Origin of the sequence: Streptomyces sp. NPDC021020, assembly GCF_044333285.1 — a bacterium.
Taxonomy (GTDB): domain Bacteria; phylum Actinomycetota; class Actinomycetes; order Streptomycetales; family Streptomycetaceae; genus Actinacidiphila.
Map to the genome: position 1 here is coordinate 156151 of NZ_JBIRQQ010000011.1, position 18454 is coordinate 174604.

The window sequence follows — 18454 nt, forward strand, 5'->3', positions numbered from 1 at the left end:
GACTCCTGGAGGCGGGCGGCCGGCTGCGCGGTCAGGCGAGCAGGTCGCGGCGGCGGAAGGCGGCGAGCGAGACACCGAGGCCGACGAGGGCCAGCGCCCCCATGACGACCAGCGGGGTGGCCTCGAACGGCGCTCCGGGCAGCTTGGGCACCTGGCTGAAGGGTGAGACGTCCATGAGGTAGTGACCGGCCTTCAGGGACGGCCCGACCAGGGTGACGAAGGCGAAGACGCCGTACAGGCCCCAGCTCACCGCGGTGAGGCGGGGGAAGGCGGCCAGCAGCAGGACGGCGACGGCGCCGACCGCGAGGACGGCGGGGAGCTGGGCGAAGGCGGCGCCGAGCATGCTGCCCAGGCCGTGCCCGAGGCGGTGCGCGCTCAGCCCGTAGGACAGGCCGGTGCCGAGACCCGCGGCGGCGAGGACGGCGGTGGCGCCGCCGGCCGCGACCACCACATGGCTGGTCACCCAGCGGGCGCGGCCGACCGTGCCGGAGAAGACCAGCTCGATCCGACCGTCGGCCTCCTCGGCCCGGGCCCGGGTGAGCACGCTGAGCACGAGGGCTGCCGCCATGATCCCGAACGTACCCATGAGCGCGGCGAGATACGCGTTCTGCAGGTCCTGCGTGCCGCCGAGTTCCGTCATGAGCTTGCGCACGCTCGCGCCGCCCGCGAGGACGTCGACGTTCTTGACGAAGGAGCCGGTCACGAGCGCGCCCGCGAGGACGCCGCCGGTCCAGCTCAGGACCGTGCCGCGGTGCAGCCGCCAGGCCAGGCCGAACGCGCCGCGGGTGGCGGCGCCCGCGCGGGCGGGGCCGGGCCGGGCGGCGACCAGGCCCGCGCCGTAGTCGCGCCGCTCCAGCAGCCGCAGCGCCGCCGACACCAGCGCGGCGGCGGCCGCGGCGGGCAGCGCGAGCACCCACCAGCGGTCCCCGGCGTAGGGGCGCACCTGCTGCGCCCAGCCGATCGGTGACAACCAGCGCACCCACGTCAGCGAGTCGTCGGTGTCGCCGACCGCGCGCAGCAGGAAGAAGAAGGCCAGCAGCGCGAGCGCGGAGCCGGTCGCGGTGCGCGCGGACTCGAAGACCTGCGCGGTGACGGCGGCGACCCCGGCGAAGACGATGCCGCATCCGGCGACGGCCAGGCCCAGCGCGAAGGCCCCGGCCACCGGCAGTCCGAGGATGGGCAGCACCGCGCCGATGCCCACCCCGACGGTGAGGTCCATCGTGACGGCGAGCTGGAGCGCCGCGACGAGCGGCGCCGTACGGTCCACGACCCCGGCGGCCACCAGCTCCTGGCGGCCGGTCTGCTCGTCGGCGCGGGTGTGCCGGACGACGAGCATGACCGACATGACGGCGGCGGCGACGGCGGCCACGACCCCCAGCCGCCATGCGGTGAGGGCGCCGAGCGAGGTGCCGTTGACCGCGCCGTACAGCGGGGCCGCCCCGGAGGCGCCGCGGATGCCGGCGACGAAGGTGCGCCGGGACTCGGCGTCGGGGAAGAGGTCCTTCAGGCTGTAGGCGGTGGAGAAGGAGCTGCCGATCAGGGCGTCGGCCCAGACCGCGAGCAGCAGGCGGTCGCGCCGGGAGGCGAGCTTGACCAGCTCGGTCGTGCCGGCGGGGGCGCCGCGGCTCATCGCTTGCCCTCCGCGCCGGAGTAGTAGCGCAGGAAGAGTTCGTCTAGCGTGGGCGGCCGGCTGACGAGCGAGCGCACCCCGGCGTCGGTGACCAGCCGCAGCACCTTCTCCAGCACGTCCGGGTCGACCTGGCAGCGCAACTGCAGCCCGTCCGTCTCCAGTTCGTGCACGCCGGTGACGGCGTCGAGCCCGGCGACCGGGCGGCTGACGGTCGCGACGATGGTGGTGCGCGACAGATGGCGCAGCTCGTCGAGCGTGCCGGTGTCGACGCGGCGGCCCTGCCGGACGATGGACACCCGGTCGCACAGCCGCTCGACCTCGGCCAGGATGTGGCTGGAGAGCAGGACGGTGCCGCCCTGCGCGGTGAATTCGGCGACGCAGTCGCCGAACACCGCCTCCATGAGCGGGTCGAGGCCGGAGGTCGGCTCGTCGAGGATGAGCAGGTCGGCGTCGCAGGCCAGGGCGGCTATCAGGGCGACCTTCTGCCGGTTGCCCTTGGAGTAGGCGCGGCCCTTCTTCTTCGGGTCCAGCTCGAACCGCTCCACCAGGGCGTCGCGCCGGGCGGTGTCCAGGCCGCCGTACATCGAGCCGAGCAGGTCGATGGTCTCGCCGCCCGTCAGGCCGGGCCACAGGCTGACGTCGCCGGGGACGTAGGCGAGCCGGCGGTGCAGCTCTGTCGCGTCGCGCCAGGGGTCGCCGCCGAAGAGGGTGGCGGTGCCGCCGTCGGCGCGCAGCAGTCCGAGCAGGATGCGGATGGTGGTCGACTTCCCCGCCCCGTTGGGCCCGAGCAGTCCGTGGACCTCGCCCTGGGCCACCGTCAGGTCGAGTCCGTCGAGGGCGACGGCCTGCCTGAACTGCTTGCGTAATCCTGATGTGTTGATCACGTCGTCGTTTCCGTTCACGAAACGACAGTATCCGCATCTTCACAGAGTTGTGAAGTTTCATGACACAATGCATACGCAGGTGCGCGGGTTCCGGCGCACGGGTCCGGGAGGAGATGGTGGGTCATGTCCGTCGGACGGGACGAGGAGGACACACGCCGTTTCGTCGAGCAGACGGCCGTGCTGTTCGCCGATCTGGGTGTCCCCAGGATGAGCGCACGGGTGCTGATGACGCTCATGGCCTCGGAGGAGCGGGGCCTGACGGCGGGCCGGCTCGCGGAACTGCTGGCGGTGAGCCCGGCGGCGATCTCCGGCGCCGTCCGCTACCTGGCCCAGGTCGGCCTCGTCGGGCGGGAGTCGGTGCCCGGTTCGCGCAGCGACCTGTACGTGCTGCCCGACGACACCTGGTACGCCGCCGCGGTCACCAAGCAGGGCATGTTCAGCCGCATCATCGCCGCGACCGAGCGCGGCACGTGGGCGCTGGGCGGGCCGGGCACGAGAGCCGGGGCGCGCATCGCGGAGATGCGGGACTTCTTCGGCTTCGCCCAGCAGGAGATGGCCGACGTGCTGGACCGGTGGAAGGCGCTGCGGGCCCGGAGCCTGCCGCCCCTGCCACGGCAGGGCTGACCGCCCGCCGCCATGGGGGCGGCGGGCGGTCGGGGGCGGGCGGGCCCGGCGCCTCCGCCGGCACCGCGGATTCCGCGCGCCGGCGTACGACCCGCGGCGCAGTACGCGCCCGCGCGGACGTAGTCGGCAGCGGGAATCGAAGGGGTGCGCGGGGCGGCTCAGCACGTTCGGAACGCGCGCCGGGGGGAGCCTTGACGCGGCGTCAGCACGCCCGCGAGCCTTGGGGTACGTTCCGGCGGACGAGAGGCTGTACAGCATGGGCTGGATCGACGAGAGCGGGCGCCACGAGGGCTTCGTGGCCGCGGTGCTGGCGGACGGCGGCGAGCCGGGCCCGCAGGAGGACGGCACCCGCATGCCGTGGTGGTCGTACAACGGCGCCGACGGGCCGCGCGCGGTGGCCGTCAAGGGAGCGTGCGCGTGCGGCTGGCGGGGCAGCGCCGCGCATCCGGTCGACTTCGGCGACGACGAGGCGACCGAGGGCTACGAGGAGGATTCCGGCCCGTACGCGGACTGGGAGCGGCACACCGCGGCGGCCGAGGGCCTGATCCCGCGGGACGTCGAGCAGCTGCTCGGCACGCTCCAGCGGCGCATCGACGAGCTGTCCGAGAAGCAGCAGCTCACGGCGCTGCGGGTGGCGGCCCGGGTGGAGGGCCTGGCCCCGATGTGGAGCGCCGCGGCGGCCCATGCGGCGCACCGCGGGCTGGTGACGTGGGAGGCGATCGGTGCCCCGTTCGGCCTGAGCGGCGACTCCGCCCGCATCCGCTTCACCGCGATCCCGGGCTCGTCGGACACGCTGGACTGACCGCCGGGTCCCCTGCCAGAGCGGCGGCACGGGTGCGCAGGAAGTCGCGCTCGGCCTCGTTGGCGGTGCTGCGCAGGGCCTCCTGGTAGGCGGACGCGGCCTCCGCGGTGCGGCCCAGCCGGTGCAGGAACTCGCCGCGGGCGACAGCCGCGTAGGGGTAGCCGGCCAGCTGCGGTTCGGCCGCGAGGGCGTCCAGGGCCGCCAGGCCCGCTGCCGGGCCCCGGGCGAAGCCGAGGGCGACGGCGCGGTTGAGGGCGGCCACCGGTGTGGGGCGGCGGCGCAGCAGCAGGTCGTACAGGCCGACGATCTCCGGCCAGTCGGTGTCCTCCCACGTCGGTGCCTCGGCGTGCACGGCCGCGATCGCCGCCCGCAGCGCGAAGGGCCCGGGCGGGCGGCGGCGCAGCGCGCGGCGCAGCAGGGCCTGGCCCTCGGCGATGGCCGCGCGGTCCCACCGGGTGCGGTCCTGCTCGGCCAGCAGCACCGGGCGCCCCGCGCTGTCGGTGCGGGTCTCGCGGCGGGCGTCGGTCAGCAGGATGAGCGCCCGCAGGCCCGCGACCTCGGCGTCCCCCGGCAGCAGCCCACCGAGCATGGCCGCCAGCTCGGCGGCCCGCGCGAGCAGGTCGGTGCGCAGCAGTCCGGGCCCGGCGGGGGCGACATGGCCGGTGGTGAAGACCAGGTCCACCACCGTGAGCACCGCGTCGATCCGCTCGGGCAGCTCCTCGGAGTCGGGTATCCGGTACGGGATCCCGGCCGCGGCGATCTTCTTCTTCGCGCGGGTGATGCGCGCGGCCATGGTCGTCTCGGTGACCAGGAACGCGCGGGCGATCTCGGCGGTGGTCAGGCCGCACACCAGCCGCAGCGTCAGCGCGACCTGGGTCTGGAGGGCGAGGGCGGGGTGGCAGCAGGTGAAGACCAGCCGCAGCCGCTCGTCGGGGATGTCGGCGCCGTCCGCGGGCCCGCCCACCGCCTCGTCGTCGGCGAGCAGCGGCAGCGCGGTGCGCAGGAACGCGGCGCGGCGGATGACATCCACGGCCCGGTTGCGGGCCGTGGTCGTCAGCCACGCGGCGGGGCGGTCCGGCACCCCGGAGGACTCCCAGGCGACCAGGGCCCTGGCGTAGGCGTCCTGCACGCACTCCTCGGCCAGGTCCAGGTCGCGGGTGACGCGGACCGTCGCGGCGAGCACGAAGGCCCACTGCGTGCGGTGCGCCTCCGCGACGGCGCGGGCGGCGGCGGACTCCCCCGAGCACCCCGCCGCCGCCCGCACGGCCCGTCCCGCCCGTTCCCCTCCCGGCTCCCCGGCCGCCATGGTCGTCCTCGCTCCTCTCGGCCCCGCGTCGGTCGTGTCAGTACAGCGGGCGGACCTCGACGGCCGCCTCGCCCGGCCGCCCGAAGTAGGGCAGCCGCTTGGCGACGGCGAGCGCCGCGTCCAGGTCGGGGACGTCGACGATGTAGTAGCCGCCCAGCGCCTCCTTGGTCTCGGCGTAGGGGCCGTCGGTCACCAGGTGGCCGCCCGCGCCGTCCTCGCGCACCACCGTCGCGGTCGACGTCGGCTTGAGGTGCTCGCCGGAGACGACCACGTCCTTGTGCTCCTCGTTGAAGACCCGGTGCCCCTCGTCGAGCGCTCGCAGCGCGGCCTCGCCCGCCGTCTCGGCGTATTCCTCGTTGTCGTGGATGAGCAGCAGGTAGCGCGCCATGGCTCCCGTCCTTCCTGTCCCGGCTCCCGGAGCGCGTGCGCGCGGCCCGGTCACCTGTCGTGGCTTTCCGTCCCTTCGACGAACGGGGACGCCCCGGAATCGACACCCGCCGCGGCGGATCCGCCGCCGGGCGCGGGGAGCGGGCCGCCCAGGTGGCGGGCGACGCGCTCGCGCAACCGTATGTACTCCTCCCAGCGGCGCGGCAGCGGCCCCGGCGGCCGGACGACCCGGCGGGCGCCCGTGACGCGCTCCCCGTGGCGGAACTGCTCCCGCGTGACGTCGAGCTGCAGGCCGCTCGGCAATGCGTTCCACCAGTGGTAATTCCGCGGGACGCCCGCGAGGTCGACCTCGCCGACCACCAGGTCGCCGCCGAACAGGTCGTGGACGACCAGCGCGCTGATGTCGCACTGCCCCCACGCCGGATTGTCCGGCGACCACGGCTCGCGCGCGACGTCGTCGGGCGAGCAGGTGTCGGCGGCCCAGGACGCGCGCAGTGCCCGGTCGAGGTCCAGCAGGCTCCATACAGTCATGCGGGCAGCGTCCCACGCACCACTGACAATGCCCGCGGGCATACCGTCCGCGCAGGTCGGAGGGTCAGGGCAGGGCGCGCAGGGCGGCCGGGGTGAGGTCGGCGAGCGTCGGGTAGCCGTCCACGGCCATGATGAGGTCGGCCTCGGCCAGCACCGACTTCAGGACGTGCACGACACCGTCCGTGCCGCCGAGCGCGCAGCCGTACGCGTACGGGCGGCCGAGGCCCACGGCGGTGGCCCCGAGCGCGAGCGCCTTGACCACGTCGGCGCCGGAGCGCACGCCGGAGTCGAAGAGCACCGGCAGGCCGTCCGCCGCGGCGACCACGTCGGGCAGCACGGTCAGCGCGGGCAGGCCGCCGTTGGCCTGGCGGCCGCCGTGGTTGGAGACGTAGACGCCGTCCACGCCGCCGTCCCGGGCGCGCCGGGCGTCCTCGGGGTGGCAGATGCCCTTGACGACGAGCGGCAGCGCGGTGATCGAGCGCAGCCAGCCGAGGTCGTCCCAGGTCAGCGGGTTGCCGAAGAGCTGCGTCCAGAGCAGCACGGCGCCCTGCGGGTCGTCGCGCGGGTCCTTGCCGAGCAGCCGCCGGAAGACCGGGTCGGTGAGGTAGTTGGTGAGGCAGTGGCCGCGCAGCTGCGGGAAGTTGCCGGTGGCGAGGTCGCGCGGGCGCCAGCCGGTGACCCAGGTGTCGAGGGTGACGGCGATCGCGGCGTAACCGGCCCGCTCGGCGCGGCGGACGAGGCTCTCGGCGAGGTCGCGGTCGTTGGGGGTGTAGAGCTGGAAGATGCCCGGCGTGCCGCCCAGCTCGGCGGCGACGTCCTCCAGCGGGTCCGCCGACAGCGTCGAGGCCGTCATCGGCACGCCGGTGCGGGCCGCGGCGCGCGCGGCGGCGAGGTCGCCGTGGCCGTCCTGCGCGCACAGCCCGAGCACCCCGATCGGCGCCATGAACAGCGGCGCGGGCCACGTCCTGCCGAACAGCTCCACCGACAGATCCCGGGTGCTCGCGCCGACGAACATCCTCGGGTAGAGGCCCCAGCGCGCGAAGGCCTCGGTGTTCGCGCGCTGGGTGGCCTCGTCGCCCGCGCCGCCCGCGACGTACGACCACACCGAGGGCGGTAGCGCGGCGGCCGCGCGCCGCTCCAGCTCCGCGTAGGCCATCGGGTATTCCGGCAGCACACCGCCGAGGGCGCGCAGGTAGATGTCGTTCTGGTAGTTCCCGAACGCGGGCTGCGCAGACGGCGGTTGCTGGTCGCTCATACGGTGATGTCCTCGCGGTCGGGCGGCGGTGCGGGCCGCTACTGCGCGGGGTAGATGTCCCCGGCGGCCATCATGCTCTCCTGATCGCTGTCCGATTCCAACTGCCTGGCCCGCTTCTCCAACGAGCTGCGCTCGGCGTCGTCCGCCGCGTGCGCCGCGTCGTCCTCCAGCCGGTGGGCCTGCTCCCGCATCTGCTCGACGTGGCGGTGGGACGCTTCCTGCTCGGTCATGGCCTGCCGCGTCGTGCTCTGCTCCGTCGTGCCCTGCTCCGTCATGGCGGGACCTCGCTCCCGTGGGGTGTCCTCGCCTTCCAGCGAACCAGGCTCCGCGCCGCACGGCCACCCAGGTCCCTTCCCGGCGCGGGTCAGGTGAGCGTCCGCGGCCGGTTCCGAGTGCGGCCGGCGGCGAGGGCGAGGGAGGACTGCAGGCGGCGCGCGGCGGCGATGTGGTCGCCGGTCCAGACGATACGGACCGCCGTGGCGGTGGCCCGGCCCCGCTCGTCGCGCAGGTCACGGCCTACGGCGGCGGCGAGCCGGGCGTCGGCGGCGGGGTCGTCGGGCTGCGGCGCGGGGACGGGCCCGCCGTCCCCGATACCGGCGGCCAGCCCGTGGTACCACGCCGAGACCCGGTCCGCGGCGGACAGCAGCTCGGTACGGGCCGCGGCCCGCTCGGCGTCGCTGTGCGGGTCGCCGGCCCGCTGCCAGAGCCCCAGCACCGCGTCCGCGGCGAGCCGCAGCCCGACCACCCCGGTGACCAGCGCGGTCATCTCCGCGAGCGGTACGGGCTTGGGCCCGCGTTCGGTGAGGTAGCCGCGGAAGGCGTCGTCCAGCCGCCGGGCCGCGGCGGCGGCCTGCCGCCCGGCGGCGAGCGGCGCGGCCGCGGGCCCGGGTCCGGGTCCGGGTCCGGCGGAGCAGCAGCCGACCGCATAGTCGACCGCGTCCGCGAGGTAGTCGGCGCTGTCCCGATAGGCCGCCGCCATGGTCTTGTCCACCTCCGCCGCCGCGCCCCGCGGCCAGAAGAGCACCCCGACAACGAGGCTCACCGCGCAGCCGATGGCGATGTCCTCGACGCGGAAGAGGCCGACGCGCCAGCTGGGGACCTGCCCGATGTTGAAGAGGATCACCAGCGTGACGGTGAAGGCCGCCTGGCCCGCGGCGAAAGAAATCACGGCGGGCGCGACGCCGGCCAGCAGGACGGCGACCGGCAGCAGATACCAGAGCAGGACGCTGTGGTGCCCGATGAGCTGCAGCAGCCCGGCGCCGATCACCGACCCCGCGACCGTACCGGCGAGGCCGCGCACCGCGTTCTGCCCGGTGTTCAGGGCGTTGGAGCGCAGCACGGAGAGCGCGCCGAGCACGACCCAGAAGGAGTGCTGGACGCTCGCCAGGTCGGTGATCGCGACGGCGAGGGCCAGTCCTGCCGCGCCGCGCACGCTGTTGTGCAGCCACACCGAGTGCCCGGAGATGTGTGCCGCGGCCCGCTCCCGGGCGGCCTCCGGCGCGGACGGCAGCCCGCGGGGCGCCCGCCCCAGCAGCCGGTCGGCCCAGCCGCGCCGCTCCGCGGCGGCGGCCAGCTCGACGTTGGCGGCGATCTGCAGCACCGCGAAGCTCAGCTCCTGCGCCCGGAAGGACGCGTCGAGCGCCCCGAGGAAGGCGGTGACACCGGCGTCCCCGGAAGGCTCCGGTCCCGCCCCGCCCGCGGCACCCCCCTGCCCCACGCGCCCACGCCCACCCGGCCCGGACACATCGCCCCCGCCCAGGCCCTCGCCGGACGCACCGTCCCCGCCCCGGCCCTCACCGGACGCACCGGCACCGCGCGCGTCCGGGCCGGACCTGTCGGCTCCGCGCGCGTCTGCGCCGGAATCGGCAGACCCGCGTCCGTCGCCCCGTGGCCGCCCGCCGCCCGGCGGGGCGCTCGCGCCCGGCAGCGCGGCTCCCGGCCCCGGTGCCGGCCGCTGCCCCTCCGGCCCGGTGGCCGTGCCCGGCGCCAGGACGGGGAGCCGGCTCGTCGCGTCCTGCTCCAGCGTGTCCAGCGCCGTGCGCAGCCGGTCGGCGGCGGTGCGCAGTGGCGTGGGGTCGCCGGTGCGGGCGGTGAGGAGGTCGGCGGCGCGCTCCAGGGTGTCGGCGGCGGCGCGCTTGACCTGGCAGGGGGCTGCGGCGCGGCCGCGGGCGGCGTCCTGCGGTGTGCCGCCGTGGGCGACGATCGCGGTGAGCCAGGTCAGCTCGTCGACCAGCCGGACCAGCGCGCGGCCCCCCGTCGACAGGCCGGTGGGCCGGTAGGGGGTGCCGTCGAAGGCGCGGCGCAGCCGGTTCTCGGCCTCGGTGACGTCGGCTGCGGCGCGGGCGCAGCGGGCGTCGTCGGGCGGTTCGGGGCCGAGGACGAGGGCGGCGTCTACCCGCAGCCGCGCGGCCACGGCCCGGGTGACGGCGACGGCGGGCCCGGTCAGCGGGTCGGTGGCCGGGCGCGGCCACAGCAGCGCGGCGGCGAGCATGGACGCGCCCGCGGCGAGCCCCGCCCCGGCCAGCCGGTCAGGCAGCGCGGACAGCGGCGCGCGCAGCGACACCGGCAGGATGAAGCCGAGCAGCAGCGCGGTCGTGGCGCCGGCCAGCGTGGAGCTGACGATGCCGCAGAAGAGCACGGCGAAGCCGACCACCGCCATGGACGCGACCCCGAGCCAGGTGACGCGGGAGACCGCGGTGCCCCAGCAGATCAGCACCGCCCAGGTCGCGGCGAGCGCGGCCATCGCCCGCAGCCGGCGCGGCAGCGGGCCGTCGAAGTCGACGAGCAGCAGCATCGCGAACGCCCCGAAGGCGGCGAAGCTCGCCATCTCGCGTGAGCCGATGACCTGGCTGCACAGCGCGAAGAGCCCCGGCATGACGATGGCGCCGCGCCCCGCCCGGCGGGTGGCGGCCAGGCCCGGGTCGCGCCCGCGCAGCCAGGCCAGGGCCCGGGCGGGCAGCCCCGCGGGGCCCGAGCCGCGGTCGCCGTCTCCCGTGCCGCGGCTCGTGGTCTCCATACGGGCGTGCCTCTCCGTTCCGCCGGGACCGGCGCCCGGGGCCCGGTCACCGCTGGCGTCGAGTATCGCCGCTGGACGCGCCCCCCGCGGCGTGGCGCGACGGGCGGCGCGCCCGTACGGCCCGGGCGATCCGAGCGGACCGGACCCGTACCGCCCCGCGGACCGGCCCCACCGTGCCCGTACCACCCCGCGGACCGGCCCCACCGTGCCCGTACCACCCCGCGGACCGGACCCACCGTGCCCGCCGCGCGCCCGGGGGGTGTCAGCCGGACGCCGGGCGGGGCGTGCCGGTCCAGCGGTCGAAGCGGCCGGTGATGTCGGCGAAGTGCTCGGCGATGCGGGCGGCGGCGGCGTCCGGGTCGCGGGCGGCGACGGCCTCCAGGACCCGGCGGTGCTGGCGGACCACCTGGCCGTGCGCGGTGTGCGGCTTGCCGACCTCGCTCTCGACCTGCCGGTAGACGTCCCAGAAGAGCGCGATGAGCTGCAGCACCAGGGCGTTGCCGAGCGGTTCGTAGAGCAGCTCGTGGAAGCGGCGGTCGTGTCCGGCGCGGCCGGTGTCGCCGTCGGCCTCCAGCGCGTCGAGTTCGGCGCGCAGCCGGTCGAGGTCGGCGTCGTCCAGCTCCAGCGCCGAGCGGCGGATGAGGCCGGACTCCAGCAGCGCGCGGACCTCGACGATGTCCAGCAGCCCGCGCGGGTCGTCGCGGCGCACCGCCAGCCGGGTGTGGAAGAGCAGGCCGGGGGCGAGGGAGCGCAGTTGCGCGGTGCCGACGTAGGTACCGTAGCCGTGCCGGATGTCGACGATGCCGAGCGCCTGGAGCCCCTTGAGGGCCTCACGCACCGAATTCCTGCTGACACCCAGGGTGCGCATCAGTTCCGGCTCCGGCGGCAGGACCTCTCCCGGATCGAGGTCCAACTCCACGATCAGGTCGATCAGTTGGTCCTGCACGCTGGGCCGGCGCGGGCGGTCGGCCAGGGTGGCCGCCACCTCGGGGGGCTTGCGCTGAGCTGACATGCGGCCTACGTTACCGCCACGCGTAGGACGTCGGACGTCCTACGTCCCATGAGTCCAGAAGAAGCGACTCCGACGACCCGGCTCCCGAGGATGCGAGCACATGAGCAGCACATACGACGCCGCGCCCCCGCTGCGCTGGCGCGCCGAACTCTCCCGGCGGGACTGGAGAGCCTTCTCGGCCGCGTGGCTCGGCTACGCCATGGACGGCTTCGACTTCGGACTGATCTCCCTGGTCCTGACCGAGATCGCGCACGACTTCCACCTGTCCGGCGTGACCGCCGCGACGCTGGTGTCGGCCGCCTTCGTCTCGCGCTGGTTCGGCGGCCTGGCCATCGGCGCGCTCGGCGACCGCTTCGGCCGCCGCCCCGCGATGGTGCTGAGCATCGCGCTGTACGCGGTCGGCTCGGTGCTGTGCGGCTTCTCGTGGAACTACTGGTCGCTGTTCGCCTTCCGGATGGTCGTCGGGCTGGGCATGGCCGGCGAGTACAGCGCGAGCGCCACGTACATCATCGAGAGCTGGCCGCGCCGGATGCGCAACACCGCGAGCGGCATGCTGCTGTCCGGCTACCCGCTGGGCGGGGTGCTGGCCGCCAAGACGTACGCCTGGGTGGTGCCGCACACCAGCTGGCGGGTGCTGTTCTGGATCGGCATCCTCCCGGTCTTCCTCGCGATCTGGCTGCGCCGCAGGCTGCCGGAGGCCGAGGAGTGGCAGCGCTCCAAGGACTCCGGCGAGCGGCCGGTCAGCGCCACCGCGCTGCTCTTCGCGCGCGGCAGCAGACTGTGGACGGTCCCGGTGTGCCTGGTCGCGGCGGTCGCGCTGCTGGTGGTGCTGCGCAACCAGTCGCTCGCCGTCACGCTGCTGCTGGTCGCGGTGATCGCGGCCTGCTTCGTCGCCCTCGCGGTGCGCTTCGCGCAGCGGCTGTGGCCGGTCGTGGTGGGGCTGATGGTCACCGTCTTCTGCGCGTTCCTCTACTCCTGGCCGCTCCAGTCGCTGCTGCCGACGTACCTGAAGACCGATCTGCACTACGACCCCGGGCAGGTCTCCGACGCGCTGCTGTACGCGGGCTTCGGCTACGCCGTCGGCTCGGTCGCCAGCGGCTACCTCGGCGACCGGTTCGGCACCCGGCGGGCGTACGTGGGGATGCTGCTCGTCTCGCTGGTCTTCGTCTACCCGGTCTTCGCCCTCGGCGAGGGGCACACCGTGGCCCTGTGGGTGCTGCTGTTCCTGCTGGTCGGCACCAGCCAGGGCGCCTCCGGTGTGCTGCCCAGCTACATCAGCTCGCACTACCCGGTCGGTATGCGCGCCGCCGCACTCGGGTTCAGCTACAACGTCGGCGCGCTCGGCGGCGCGGCGGCGCCGGTCCTGGGCGAGAAGATCGCCGGGCCGCTGGGGCTCGGCACCGCGCTGGCCGTGCTCGGCGCCGCCCTGACCGCCGTCGTCGTCCTGCTGGTCGGCTTCGACGTACCGGCACGCGTCCAGCGCGCCGCCGACCGGCGCGCCGCGACAGCAGGACAATCCGCAAGCGTAGAACCACCGGCAAGTGAGAAGGTCTGATGTTCCACGGAGTCGTCCCTCCCCTGTGCACCCCGCTGACCGAGGACGGGGAGGTGGACACCGCCTCGCTGGAGCGCCTCACCGGCTTCCTGCTGGACGCGGGTGTGCACGGCCTGTTCGTCGGCGGGTCCACCGGTGAGATCGCCCAGCTGACGGACGCGGCGCGCGACACCGCGCTGCGTACGGTCGTCGGCGCCGCCGCCGGGCAGGTCCCGGTGCTGGCCGGCGCGATCGACACCGGCACCCTGCGGGTGCTCGACCACGCCCGCCGCGCGCAGGCGCTGGGCGCCGCCGCGGTCGTGGTCACCGCGCCGTTCTACGTCGGCGTCGGCGAGGCCGAGGTCAGGGCGCACTACGAGCTGCTGCACCGGCGGCTCGACGTGCCCGTCGTCGCCTACGACATCCCCTCCAACGTGCACCTGAAGCTCCCCCCGGCGCTGCTGGCCGAGCTGGCCCAGGCCAAGGTCATCGCCGCGGTCAAGGACTCCTCCGGTGACCTGGAGTCCTTCCAGCGCGTGCTGGACGGCGCCGCGGGCAGCGGCGCGGGCGTGCTCACCGGGTCCGAGACGCTCGCGGACCTCGCGATGGCCCGCGGCGCCGACGGGATCGTGCCGGGGCTGGGCAATGTCGACCCGCACGGCTACGTGCGGCTCTACGAGGCGGCGCGGGCCGGGGACACCGCCGCGGCGGCGGCCGAACAGCGGCGGCTGACGGAGCTGTTCGGGATCGTCGAGGTCGCCGACCGGGCCCGGATCGGCCGGATGTCGGGCGCGCTCGGCGCCTTCAAGGCCGCGCTCACCGCCCGCGGCGTCATCCGGCACGCGTACACCCAGGCGCCGCTGCTGCCCCTGACGGAGGCCGAGGCGCGGGCGGTCGCCGACCGGCTCGAAGCTGCCGGTCTCGGCCCCGCCGACTGACCGGGTGAGGGGCGGTCCGCCGCCCCTCACCTGCGGTTTTCCTCCGCGCCCAAGACAGGGCGCGAACAAGATTCGCCGAACCCCTCCCCCTGCGCCGTGATTCAGGTCACAATTGACTGATCGTCAGTGAAACCTCCGCGCAACATGCGGACGGCCTCCCCTCCTTCCGAGGGCCTGACGAGGGATCACTCTGTAAACGTTTACAGCACGTTTGCGGACCGTCGGCGCGCGCGATCACCGGCGCGCACCCGCCCAACGGCACAGTGAGGGGACGACCATGACCACTTCCGGGGGACCACCCACGGTGGAGACCATCGCCGCGCGGGCGGGCGTGTCCATCGCCTCCGTCTCGCGCGTGCTCAACGGCCACGGAGCCCGGCCCAACACCGTGCGGCGCGTCGAGCAGGCCGCGGCCGAACTGGGCTACGTGGCCAACGGCGTGGCCAGGTCCCTCAAGGGCGGCCGCACGCGGCAACTCACCTTCGCGATGCCCGACGTCGGCAACCCTGCGTACGTCTCGATGGTCCGGCAGATACAGGCGGTGGCCAAGCCGCTGGGCTACCGGCTGTTACTGCACTCCACCGACGCCGTCGCCGAGGACGAGCTGGACGTGGTGCGCAGCCTCGCCGACCGTACCAGCGACGGGCTGATCCTGTGCCCGATCCGGGTGACCGACGCGCATCGCGAGGTGCTCGCCGCGGCCGCCCGCCCGGTGGTGGTCATCGGCTCACTGCCCGACCCGGCGGCGGTGGACAGCGTACGGGCCGACTCCGTGTTCGGCGCCGTGCTCGCGGTGCGCCACCTGCTGGAGCGCGGCCGGCGCCGGATCGGCTTCGTGGGCGGCCCCGCCGACACCGTCCCCGGCCGCAACCGCAGGCTCGGCTACGAGACGGCGCTGCGCGAGGCGGGTCTCGCGCCCGACCCCGCGCTCTCCGTCAGCACCGAGTTCGGCATCGAGGCGGGCGCCCGGGCCGCCCACCGGCTGCTGGACGCCCGCCCCGGACCGGACGGCGTGCTGTGCGCCAACGACCAGCTCGCCCTGGGCACCGCGCACGCCGCCCACGACCGCGGGCTGCGCATACCCGAGGACATCGCGGTGGCCGGGATGGACGACAGCGAGCTGGCCCGGGCCGGCCGCCCGGCGCTCACCAGCGTCGACCTCGGCTCGGCCGAACGCGGGCGGCTGGCCGCGCAGATGCTGGTCTCCCGGCTGGAGGGCGGCCGCCACCCGGTGCGGTGCGCGACCGTACCGCCGCGGCTGGTGGTCCGCGCCTCGACGGGCGGCGCACCGGCTCCGCGCGCCGCCGTCGCCGCGGGGAGCGCGTCATGACCGCCGTCGCCGCGGAGGCGCCGCGCCCGGGGGCCGGCACTCCCCCGCCGCGCACCGCGCGCGCCCGCCGCCGCACCCTGGGCCTGGACCGGGACGCCTGGTTCCTGCTGCTGCCCGCGCTGATCCCGGTCGTGGTGCTGAGCGTGGTCCCGCTCTGCTACGGCATCGCGCTGGCCTTCACCGACGCGCAGTCCGGCGTGACGCGCTCGACGTCCTTCACCGGCCTGGACAACCTCGCCGACCTGCGGATGGACTCGCTGTTCTGGGAGTCCTTCCGGATCGGCCTGGTCTGGGCGGTGTGCGTGACCGCGCTCCAGCTCGCGCTGGGCCTGGGCCTGGCCCTGCTGCTGAACCAGAACCTGCGCTTCCGCTGGCTGGCCCGCACCCTCGCGCTGGTGCCGTGGGCGATGCCGGAGATCGTCGTCGGCATCATGTGGCGGCTGGTCTACAACCCGGACGCCGGCGTCCTCAACAACACGCTGCGCCACCTGCATCTGACGTCCGGCCACACCGACTGGCTCTCCAGCCTGTCCCTCGCGCTCCCGGCGGTCATCGTGGTGGGCGTGTGGATGGGCATGCCGCAGACGACCGTGGTGCTGCTCGCGGGCCTCCAGAACGTCCCCCTGGAACTGCACGAGGCGGCGGGCATCGACGGGGCGGGCCTGTGGCGCCGCTTCACCACCGTGACCTGGCCGACGCTGCGCCCCGTCCTGCTGTCGATCACCGCGCTCAACTTCATCTGGAACTTCAACGCCTTCGGCCTGGTCTTCGTGCTGACCGGCGGCGGCCCCGGCGGCAAGACCCGGCTGCCGATGCTCTTCGCCTACGAGGAGGCCTTCCGCTACGGCCAGTACGGCTACGCGGCGGCCATGGGCCTGGCCATGACCGCGGTCATCGCGGTGCTGCTGGCCGTCTTCCTGCGCAACCGGCTGAAGGAGGCCGACCAGTGAGCGCCGCCGCCACCCCCGCGACCGATCCCGACGCCGTACCCGTGCCCGCTCCCGAGCCGCGCCGCCGGGTGCTGCGCCGCCGCGCGGGCCGCACCGGGCAGTACGCCGCGCTGCTGGGCTATCTGGTCTTCCTCGCCTTCCCGCTGCTGTGGCTGCTGTCCACGGCCTTCAAGTCGCCGCGCGAGCTGGGCTCGGTCGACCCGACGTGGCTGCCGCGGCACCCCACGCTGGGCAATTTCCGCACCGCGCTGGACGAGCAGCCGCTGCTGCACGCCGCCCTCAACAGCCTGCTCGTGGCGGGCGCGGCCGCGGTCGTCTCGGTCGCCGTCGCGGTGCCCGCGGCCTACGCGATGGTGCGCTTCCGCGGCGCCGTCAGCCGGGCCGGGACGGGCTGGATCCTGGTCAGCCAGATGTTCCCGCTGGTGCTGGTCATCATCCCGTTGTTCATGGTGCTCAAAAATCTGCGGCTGATCGACTCCCGCCCCGGCCTGGCGCTCGTTTACGTGGTGTGGACGCTGCCCTTCGTGCTGTGGATGCTGCAGAGCTACGTCAGAGCCGTGCCGGTGACGCTGGAGGAGGCCGCGGCGATCGACGGCTGCGGCCGCTGGCGCACACTGCGCAGCGTGGTGCTGCCGCTGCTGGCGCCCGGCCTGGTGGCGACGCTGATGTTCGCCTTCGTCACCGCGTGGAACGAGTTCTTCTTCGCCCTGGTCCTGCTCAAGACGCCGGAGAAGCAGACGATGTCCGTGATCCTGACCCACTTCACCGGTGCGGAGGGCGCCGCGGACCTCGGCCCGCTCGCCGCCGCCGCGCTGCTGGCCACCCTGCCGAGCCTGGTCTTCTTCGCGCTGCTCCAGAAACGCCTGGTCGGCGGCATGCTCTCCGGGGCGGTGAAGGGCTGATGCGCCGCCGGACACTGCTCGGCGGCGCCGCCGCGGCCGCCGCCTGCGCCGCGGGCGGCCCGCTGCTGGCCGGCTGCGGCTCGTCGGCCGGGTCGGGGGCACCGACGCTGGACTTCCTGTCGCTGGCCTGGCAGGAGGAGTCGGTCAAGGCCAACAAGGCCCTGGTCGACCAGTGGAATTCCACCGGCCCCGAGGTGCGCGTCCGCTACGTGCAGGGCAGCTGGGACGACGTGCACGACCAGCTGCTGACCTCCTTCGAGGGCGGCGCGGCCCCCGACGTCATCCACGACGAGGGCAACGACCTCACCGACTTCGGCTCCGGCGGCTACCTCGCCGACCTGACCCCGCTGCTGTCCGCCGCGACGGTCGCCCGTATCCCGTCGGCCGCGTGGGACATGGCCCGCTTCGACGGCGGGCTGTACGGGGTGCCCTTCCTCCAGGAGCCGCGCATGCTCGTCGCCGACCGTGCGCTGCTGGTCGAAGCGGGCGTACGGCTGCCGGACGCCGCCGCGCCCTGGACGTGGCAGGAGTTCGAGGACGTCACGCGCGAGCTGTCGCACCGCGGCGGCGGCTCGGCCGAGCGGTACGGCGTGGCTTGGCCGATGAGTTCGCCGGTGAGCGTGACGCTGAATCTGGCGCTCACCACCGGCGGCCGGATCCTCTACGCGCGGCCCGGCGGACGTACCGACGTACGCCTGGACGCCGCCGACTCCGCCTTCCCCGAAATGGTGCGCCGCCAGGTGCACGACGACCACTCGGCCCCGGCGAGCGCGCTCGGCATGAGCGGCGGCGACGCGCTGCCCGGCTTCTTCGCCGGGCGGTACGCGATGCTGCCGCTCAACCTCTCCTACCGGCAGCAGATACAGCAGCAGGCGCCCAAGGGCTTCGACTGGGTGACGCTGCCGCTGCCGGTCGGCGCCGGGGCGACGGACGGCGGGCGCGCGCAGGGGGTCAGCCCGCAGACGCTGTCGGTGGCGCAGAGCTGCAAGCACAAGGAGGCCGCCGCCGCCTTCATCGACTTCATGACGCAGACCCCGCATCTGGTGCAGCTGGCCCGCGGCGACTGGATGGCCCCGACCGGCAGCGACGCGCTGCGCGACCCCTCGCTCACCGCGGACGCGCTCGGCTGGCGTACGGGCATGGCCGTCGCCGCCCACCTGGTGGCGTCTCCCGCGCTGGGGCGCCGCGGCTACCCGGAGTGGTCGGACAAGGTCGCCACACCTGCGCTCCAGCAGTTCTACAGCGGTGCCATCGGCCTGGACGGGCTGCGCGACAAGCTGGTGCGCGACGGCAACCGCGTCTTCGACCGCTACCGGACCTGAGGTCCCGCCCGCCGCCCGCGGAGCCGTACCG

The 18454-nt window shown here is 74.9% G+C and carries 17 protein-coding genes; 8 read left to right on the plus strand and 9 right to left on the minus strand.

Going from position 1 to position 18454, the window contains the following annotated elements; translation table 11 throughout:
• Positions 1-31: 31 nt before the first annotated feature.
• Entirely contained in the window at positions 32-1630 is a 1599-nt protein-coding gene (locus tag ACH4SL_RS29795; RefSeq protein WP_398451150.1) for an ABC transporter permease, read from the minus strand.
• Complete coding sequence (locus tag ACH4SL_RS29800) at positions 1627-2532, minus strand: ATP-binding cassette domain-containing protein (protein ID WP_398451152.1); 906 nt, start codon at positions 2530-2532, stop codon at positions 1627-1629. The genes ACH4SL_RS29795 and ACH4SL_RS29800 overlap by 4 nt, the downstream gene beginning before the upstream one ends.
• 105 nt (positions 2533-2637) lie before the next feature.
• On the opposite strand from ACH4SL_RS29800, the gene ACH4SL_RS29805 reads away from it, so the two are divergent.
• The gene (locus ACH4SL_RS29805; RefSeq protein ID WP_398451154.1) at positions 2638-3138 is read left to right on the plus strand and encodes a GbsR/MarR family transcriptional regulator; all 501 of its coding nucleotides are present in this window, start codon (positions 2638-2640) and stop codon (positions 3136-3138) included.
• Positions 3139-3394: 256 nt separating this feature from the next.
• Complete coding sequence (locus tag ACH4SL_RS29810) at positions 3395-3940, plus strand: hypothetical protein (RefSeq protein ID WP_398451156.1); 546 nt, start codon at positions 3395-3397, stop codon at positions 3938-3940.
• Here the strand turns inward: ACH4SL_RS29810 and ACH4SL_RS29815 are convergent.
• From ACH4SL_RS29815 to ACH4SL_RS29845, 7 genes are all read right to left on the minus strand, one after another.
• The gene (locus tag ACH4SL_RS29815) at positions 3903-5246 is read right to left on the minus strand and encodes an RNA polymerase sigma factor (protein ID WP_398451158.1); all 1344 of its coding nucleotides are present in this window, start codon (positions 5244-5246) and stop codon (positions 3903-3905) included. The two genes, ACH4SL_RS29810 and ACH4SL_RS29815, sit on opposite strands and share 38 nt — an antisense overlap.
• A 37-nt stretch (positions 5247-5283) precedes the next feature.
• Positions 5284-5634: a YciI family protein gene (locus ACH4SL_RS29820; protein WP_398451160.1), complete on the minus strand. Its 351-nt coding sequence runs from the start codon at positions 5632-5634 to the stop codon at positions 5284-5286.
• Between the two features lie 50 nt (positions 5635-5684).
• Entirely contained in the window at positions 5685-6164 is a 480-nt protein-coding gene (locus tag ACH4SL_RS29825; RefSeq protein WP_398451162.1) for a hypothetical protein, read from the minus strand.
• A gap of 64 nt (positions 6165-6228) precedes the next feature.
• Positions 6229-7419, minus strand: coding sequence for an alpha-hydroxy-acid oxidizing protein (locus ACH4SL_RS29830; protein ID WP_398451164.1), 1191 nt, complete (start codon positions 7417-7419; stop codon positions 6229-6231).
• Positions 7420-7457: 38 nt separating this feature from the next.
• Positions 7458-7694, minus strand: a complete 237-nt coding sequence (locus tag ACH4SL_RS29835) for a DUF6381 family protein (protein ID WP_398451166.1) — start codon at positions 7692-7694, stop codon at positions 7458-7460.
• A gap of 89 nt (positions 7695-7783) precedes the next feature.
• Positions 7784-10435, minus strand: a complete 2652-nt coding sequence (locus tag ACH4SL_RS29840; RefSeq protein ID WP_398451168.1) for an FUSC family protein — start codon at positions 10433-10435, stop codon at positions 7784-7786.
• A 262-nt stretch (positions 10436-10697) separates the two neighbouring features.
• Complete coding sequence (locus tag ACH4SL_RS29845) at positions 10698-11447, minus strand: FadR/GntR family transcriptional regulator (protein ID WP_398451170.1); 750 nt, start codon at positions 11445-11447, stop codon at positions 10698-10700.
• Between the two features lie 100 nt (positions 11448-11547).
• On the opposite strand from ACH4SL_RS29845, the gene ACH4SL_RS29850 reads away from it, so the two are divergent.
• The 6 genes from ACH4SL_RS29850 to ACH4SL_RS29875 all read left to right on the plus strand — a co-directional run bounded on the left by ACH4SL_RS29850 (position 11548) and on the right by ACH4SL_RS29875 (position 18423).
• Positions 11548-13002, plus strand: coding sequence for a sialate:H+ symport family MFS transporter (locus tag ACH4SL_RS29850; protein ID WP_398451172.1), 1455 nt, complete (start codon positions 11548-11550; stop codon positions 13000-13002).
• Entirely contained in the window at positions 13002-13919 is a 918-nt protein-coding gene (locus ACH4SL_RS29855; RefSeq protein ID WP_398451174.1) for a dihydrodipicolinate synthase family protein, read from the plus strand. The genes ACH4SL_RS29850 and ACH4SL_RS29855 overlap by 1 nt, the downstream gene beginning before the upstream one ends.
• Before the next feature lie 277 nt (positions 13920-14196).
• Positions 14197-15249, plus strand: coding sequence for a LacI family DNA-binding transcriptional regulator (locus ACH4SL_RS29860; RefSeq protein ID WP_398451176.1), 1053 nt, complete (start codon positions 14197-14199; stop codon positions 15247-15249).
• The gene (locus ACH4SL_RS29865) at positions 15246-16199 is read left to right on the plus strand and encodes a carbohydrate ABC transporter permease (RefSeq protein ID WP_398451178.1); all 954 of its coding nucleotides are present in this window, start codon (positions 15246-15248) and stop codon (positions 16197-16199) included. Before ACH4SL_RS29860 ends, ACH4SL_RS29865 begins: the two co-directional genes overlap by 4 nt.
• Positions 16200-16270: 71 nt before the next feature.
• Positions 16271-17101, plus strand: coding sequence for a carbohydrate ABC transporter permease (locus ACH4SL_RS29870; protein WP_398451410.1), 831 nt, complete (start codon positions 16271-16273; stop codon positions 17099-17101).
• On the plus strand, positions 17101-18423 hold the full coding sequence (locus ACH4SL_RS29875; protein WP_398451181.1) for an ABC transporter substrate-binding protein: 1323 nt from the start codon (positions 17101-17103) through the stop codon (positions 18421-18423). The genes ACH4SL_RS29870 and ACH4SL_RS29875 overlap by 1 nt, the downstream gene beginning before the upstream one ends.
• Positions 18424-18454: the final 31 nt, after the last annotated feature.

Coding starts and splice junctions, on each gene's coding strand:
- ACH4SL_RS29860 (WP_398451176.1), top strand. CDS start 14,197: ATGACCACTTCCGGGGGACCACCCACGGTGGAGACCATCGCCGCGCGG.
- ACH4SL_RS29795 (WP_398451150.1), bottom strand. CDS start 1,630: ATGAGCCGCGGCGCCCCCGCCGGCACGACCGAGCTGGTCAAGCTCGCC.
- ACH4SL_RS29850 (WP_398451172.1), top strand. CDS start 11,548: ATGAGCAGCACATACGACGCCGCGCCCCCGCTGCGCTGGCGCGCCGAA.
- ACH4SL_RS29845 (WP_398451170.1), bottom strand. CDS start 11,447: ATGTCAGCTCAGCGCAAGCCCCCCGAGGTGGCGGCCACCCTGGCCGAC.
- ACH4SL_RS29830 (WP_398451164.1), bottom strand. CDS start 7,419: ATGAGCGACCAGCAACCGCCGTCTGCGCAGCCCGCGTTCGGGAACTAC.
- ACH4SL_RS29840 (WP_398451168.1), bottom strand. CDS start 10,435: ATGGAGACCACGAGCCGCGGCACGGGAGACGGCGACCGCGGCTCGGGC.
- ACH4SL_RS29810 (WP_398451156.1), top strand. CDS start 3,395: ATGGGCTGGATCGACGAGAGCGGGCGCCACGAGGGCTTCGTGGCCGCG.
- ACH4SL_RS29815 (WP_398451158.1), bottom strand. CDS start 5,246: ATGGCGGCCGGGGAGCCGGGAGGGGAACGGGCGGGACGGGCCGTGCGG.
- ACH4SL_RS29835 (WP_398451166.1), bottom strand. CDS start 7,694: ATGACGGAGCAGGGCACGACGGAGCAGAGCACGACGCGGCAGGCCATG.
- ACH4SL_RS29865 (WP_398451178.1), top strand. CDS start 15,246: ATGACCGCCGTCGCCGCGGAGGCGCCGCGCCCGGGGGCCGGCACTCCC.
- ACH4SL_RS29825 (WP_398451162.1), bottom strand. CDS start 6,164: ATGACTGTATGGAGCCTGCTGGACCTCGACCGGGCACTGCGCGCGTCC.
- ACH4SL_RS29875 (WP_398451181.1), top strand. CDS start 17,101: ATGCGCCGCCGGACACTGCTCGGCGGCGCCGCCGCGGCCGCCGCCTGC.
- ACH4SL_RS29805 (WP_398451154.1), top strand. CDS start 2,638: ATGTCCGTCGGACGGGACGAGGAGGACACACGCCGTTTCGTCGAGCAG.
- ACH4SL_RS29855 (WP_398451174.1), top strand. CDS start 13,002: ATGTTCCACGGAGTCGTCCCTCCCCTGTGCACCCCGCTGACCGAGGAC.
- ACH4SL_RS29820 (WP_398451160.1), bottom strand. CDS start 5,634: ATGGCGCGCTACCTGCTGCTCATCCACGACAACGAGGAATACGCCGAG.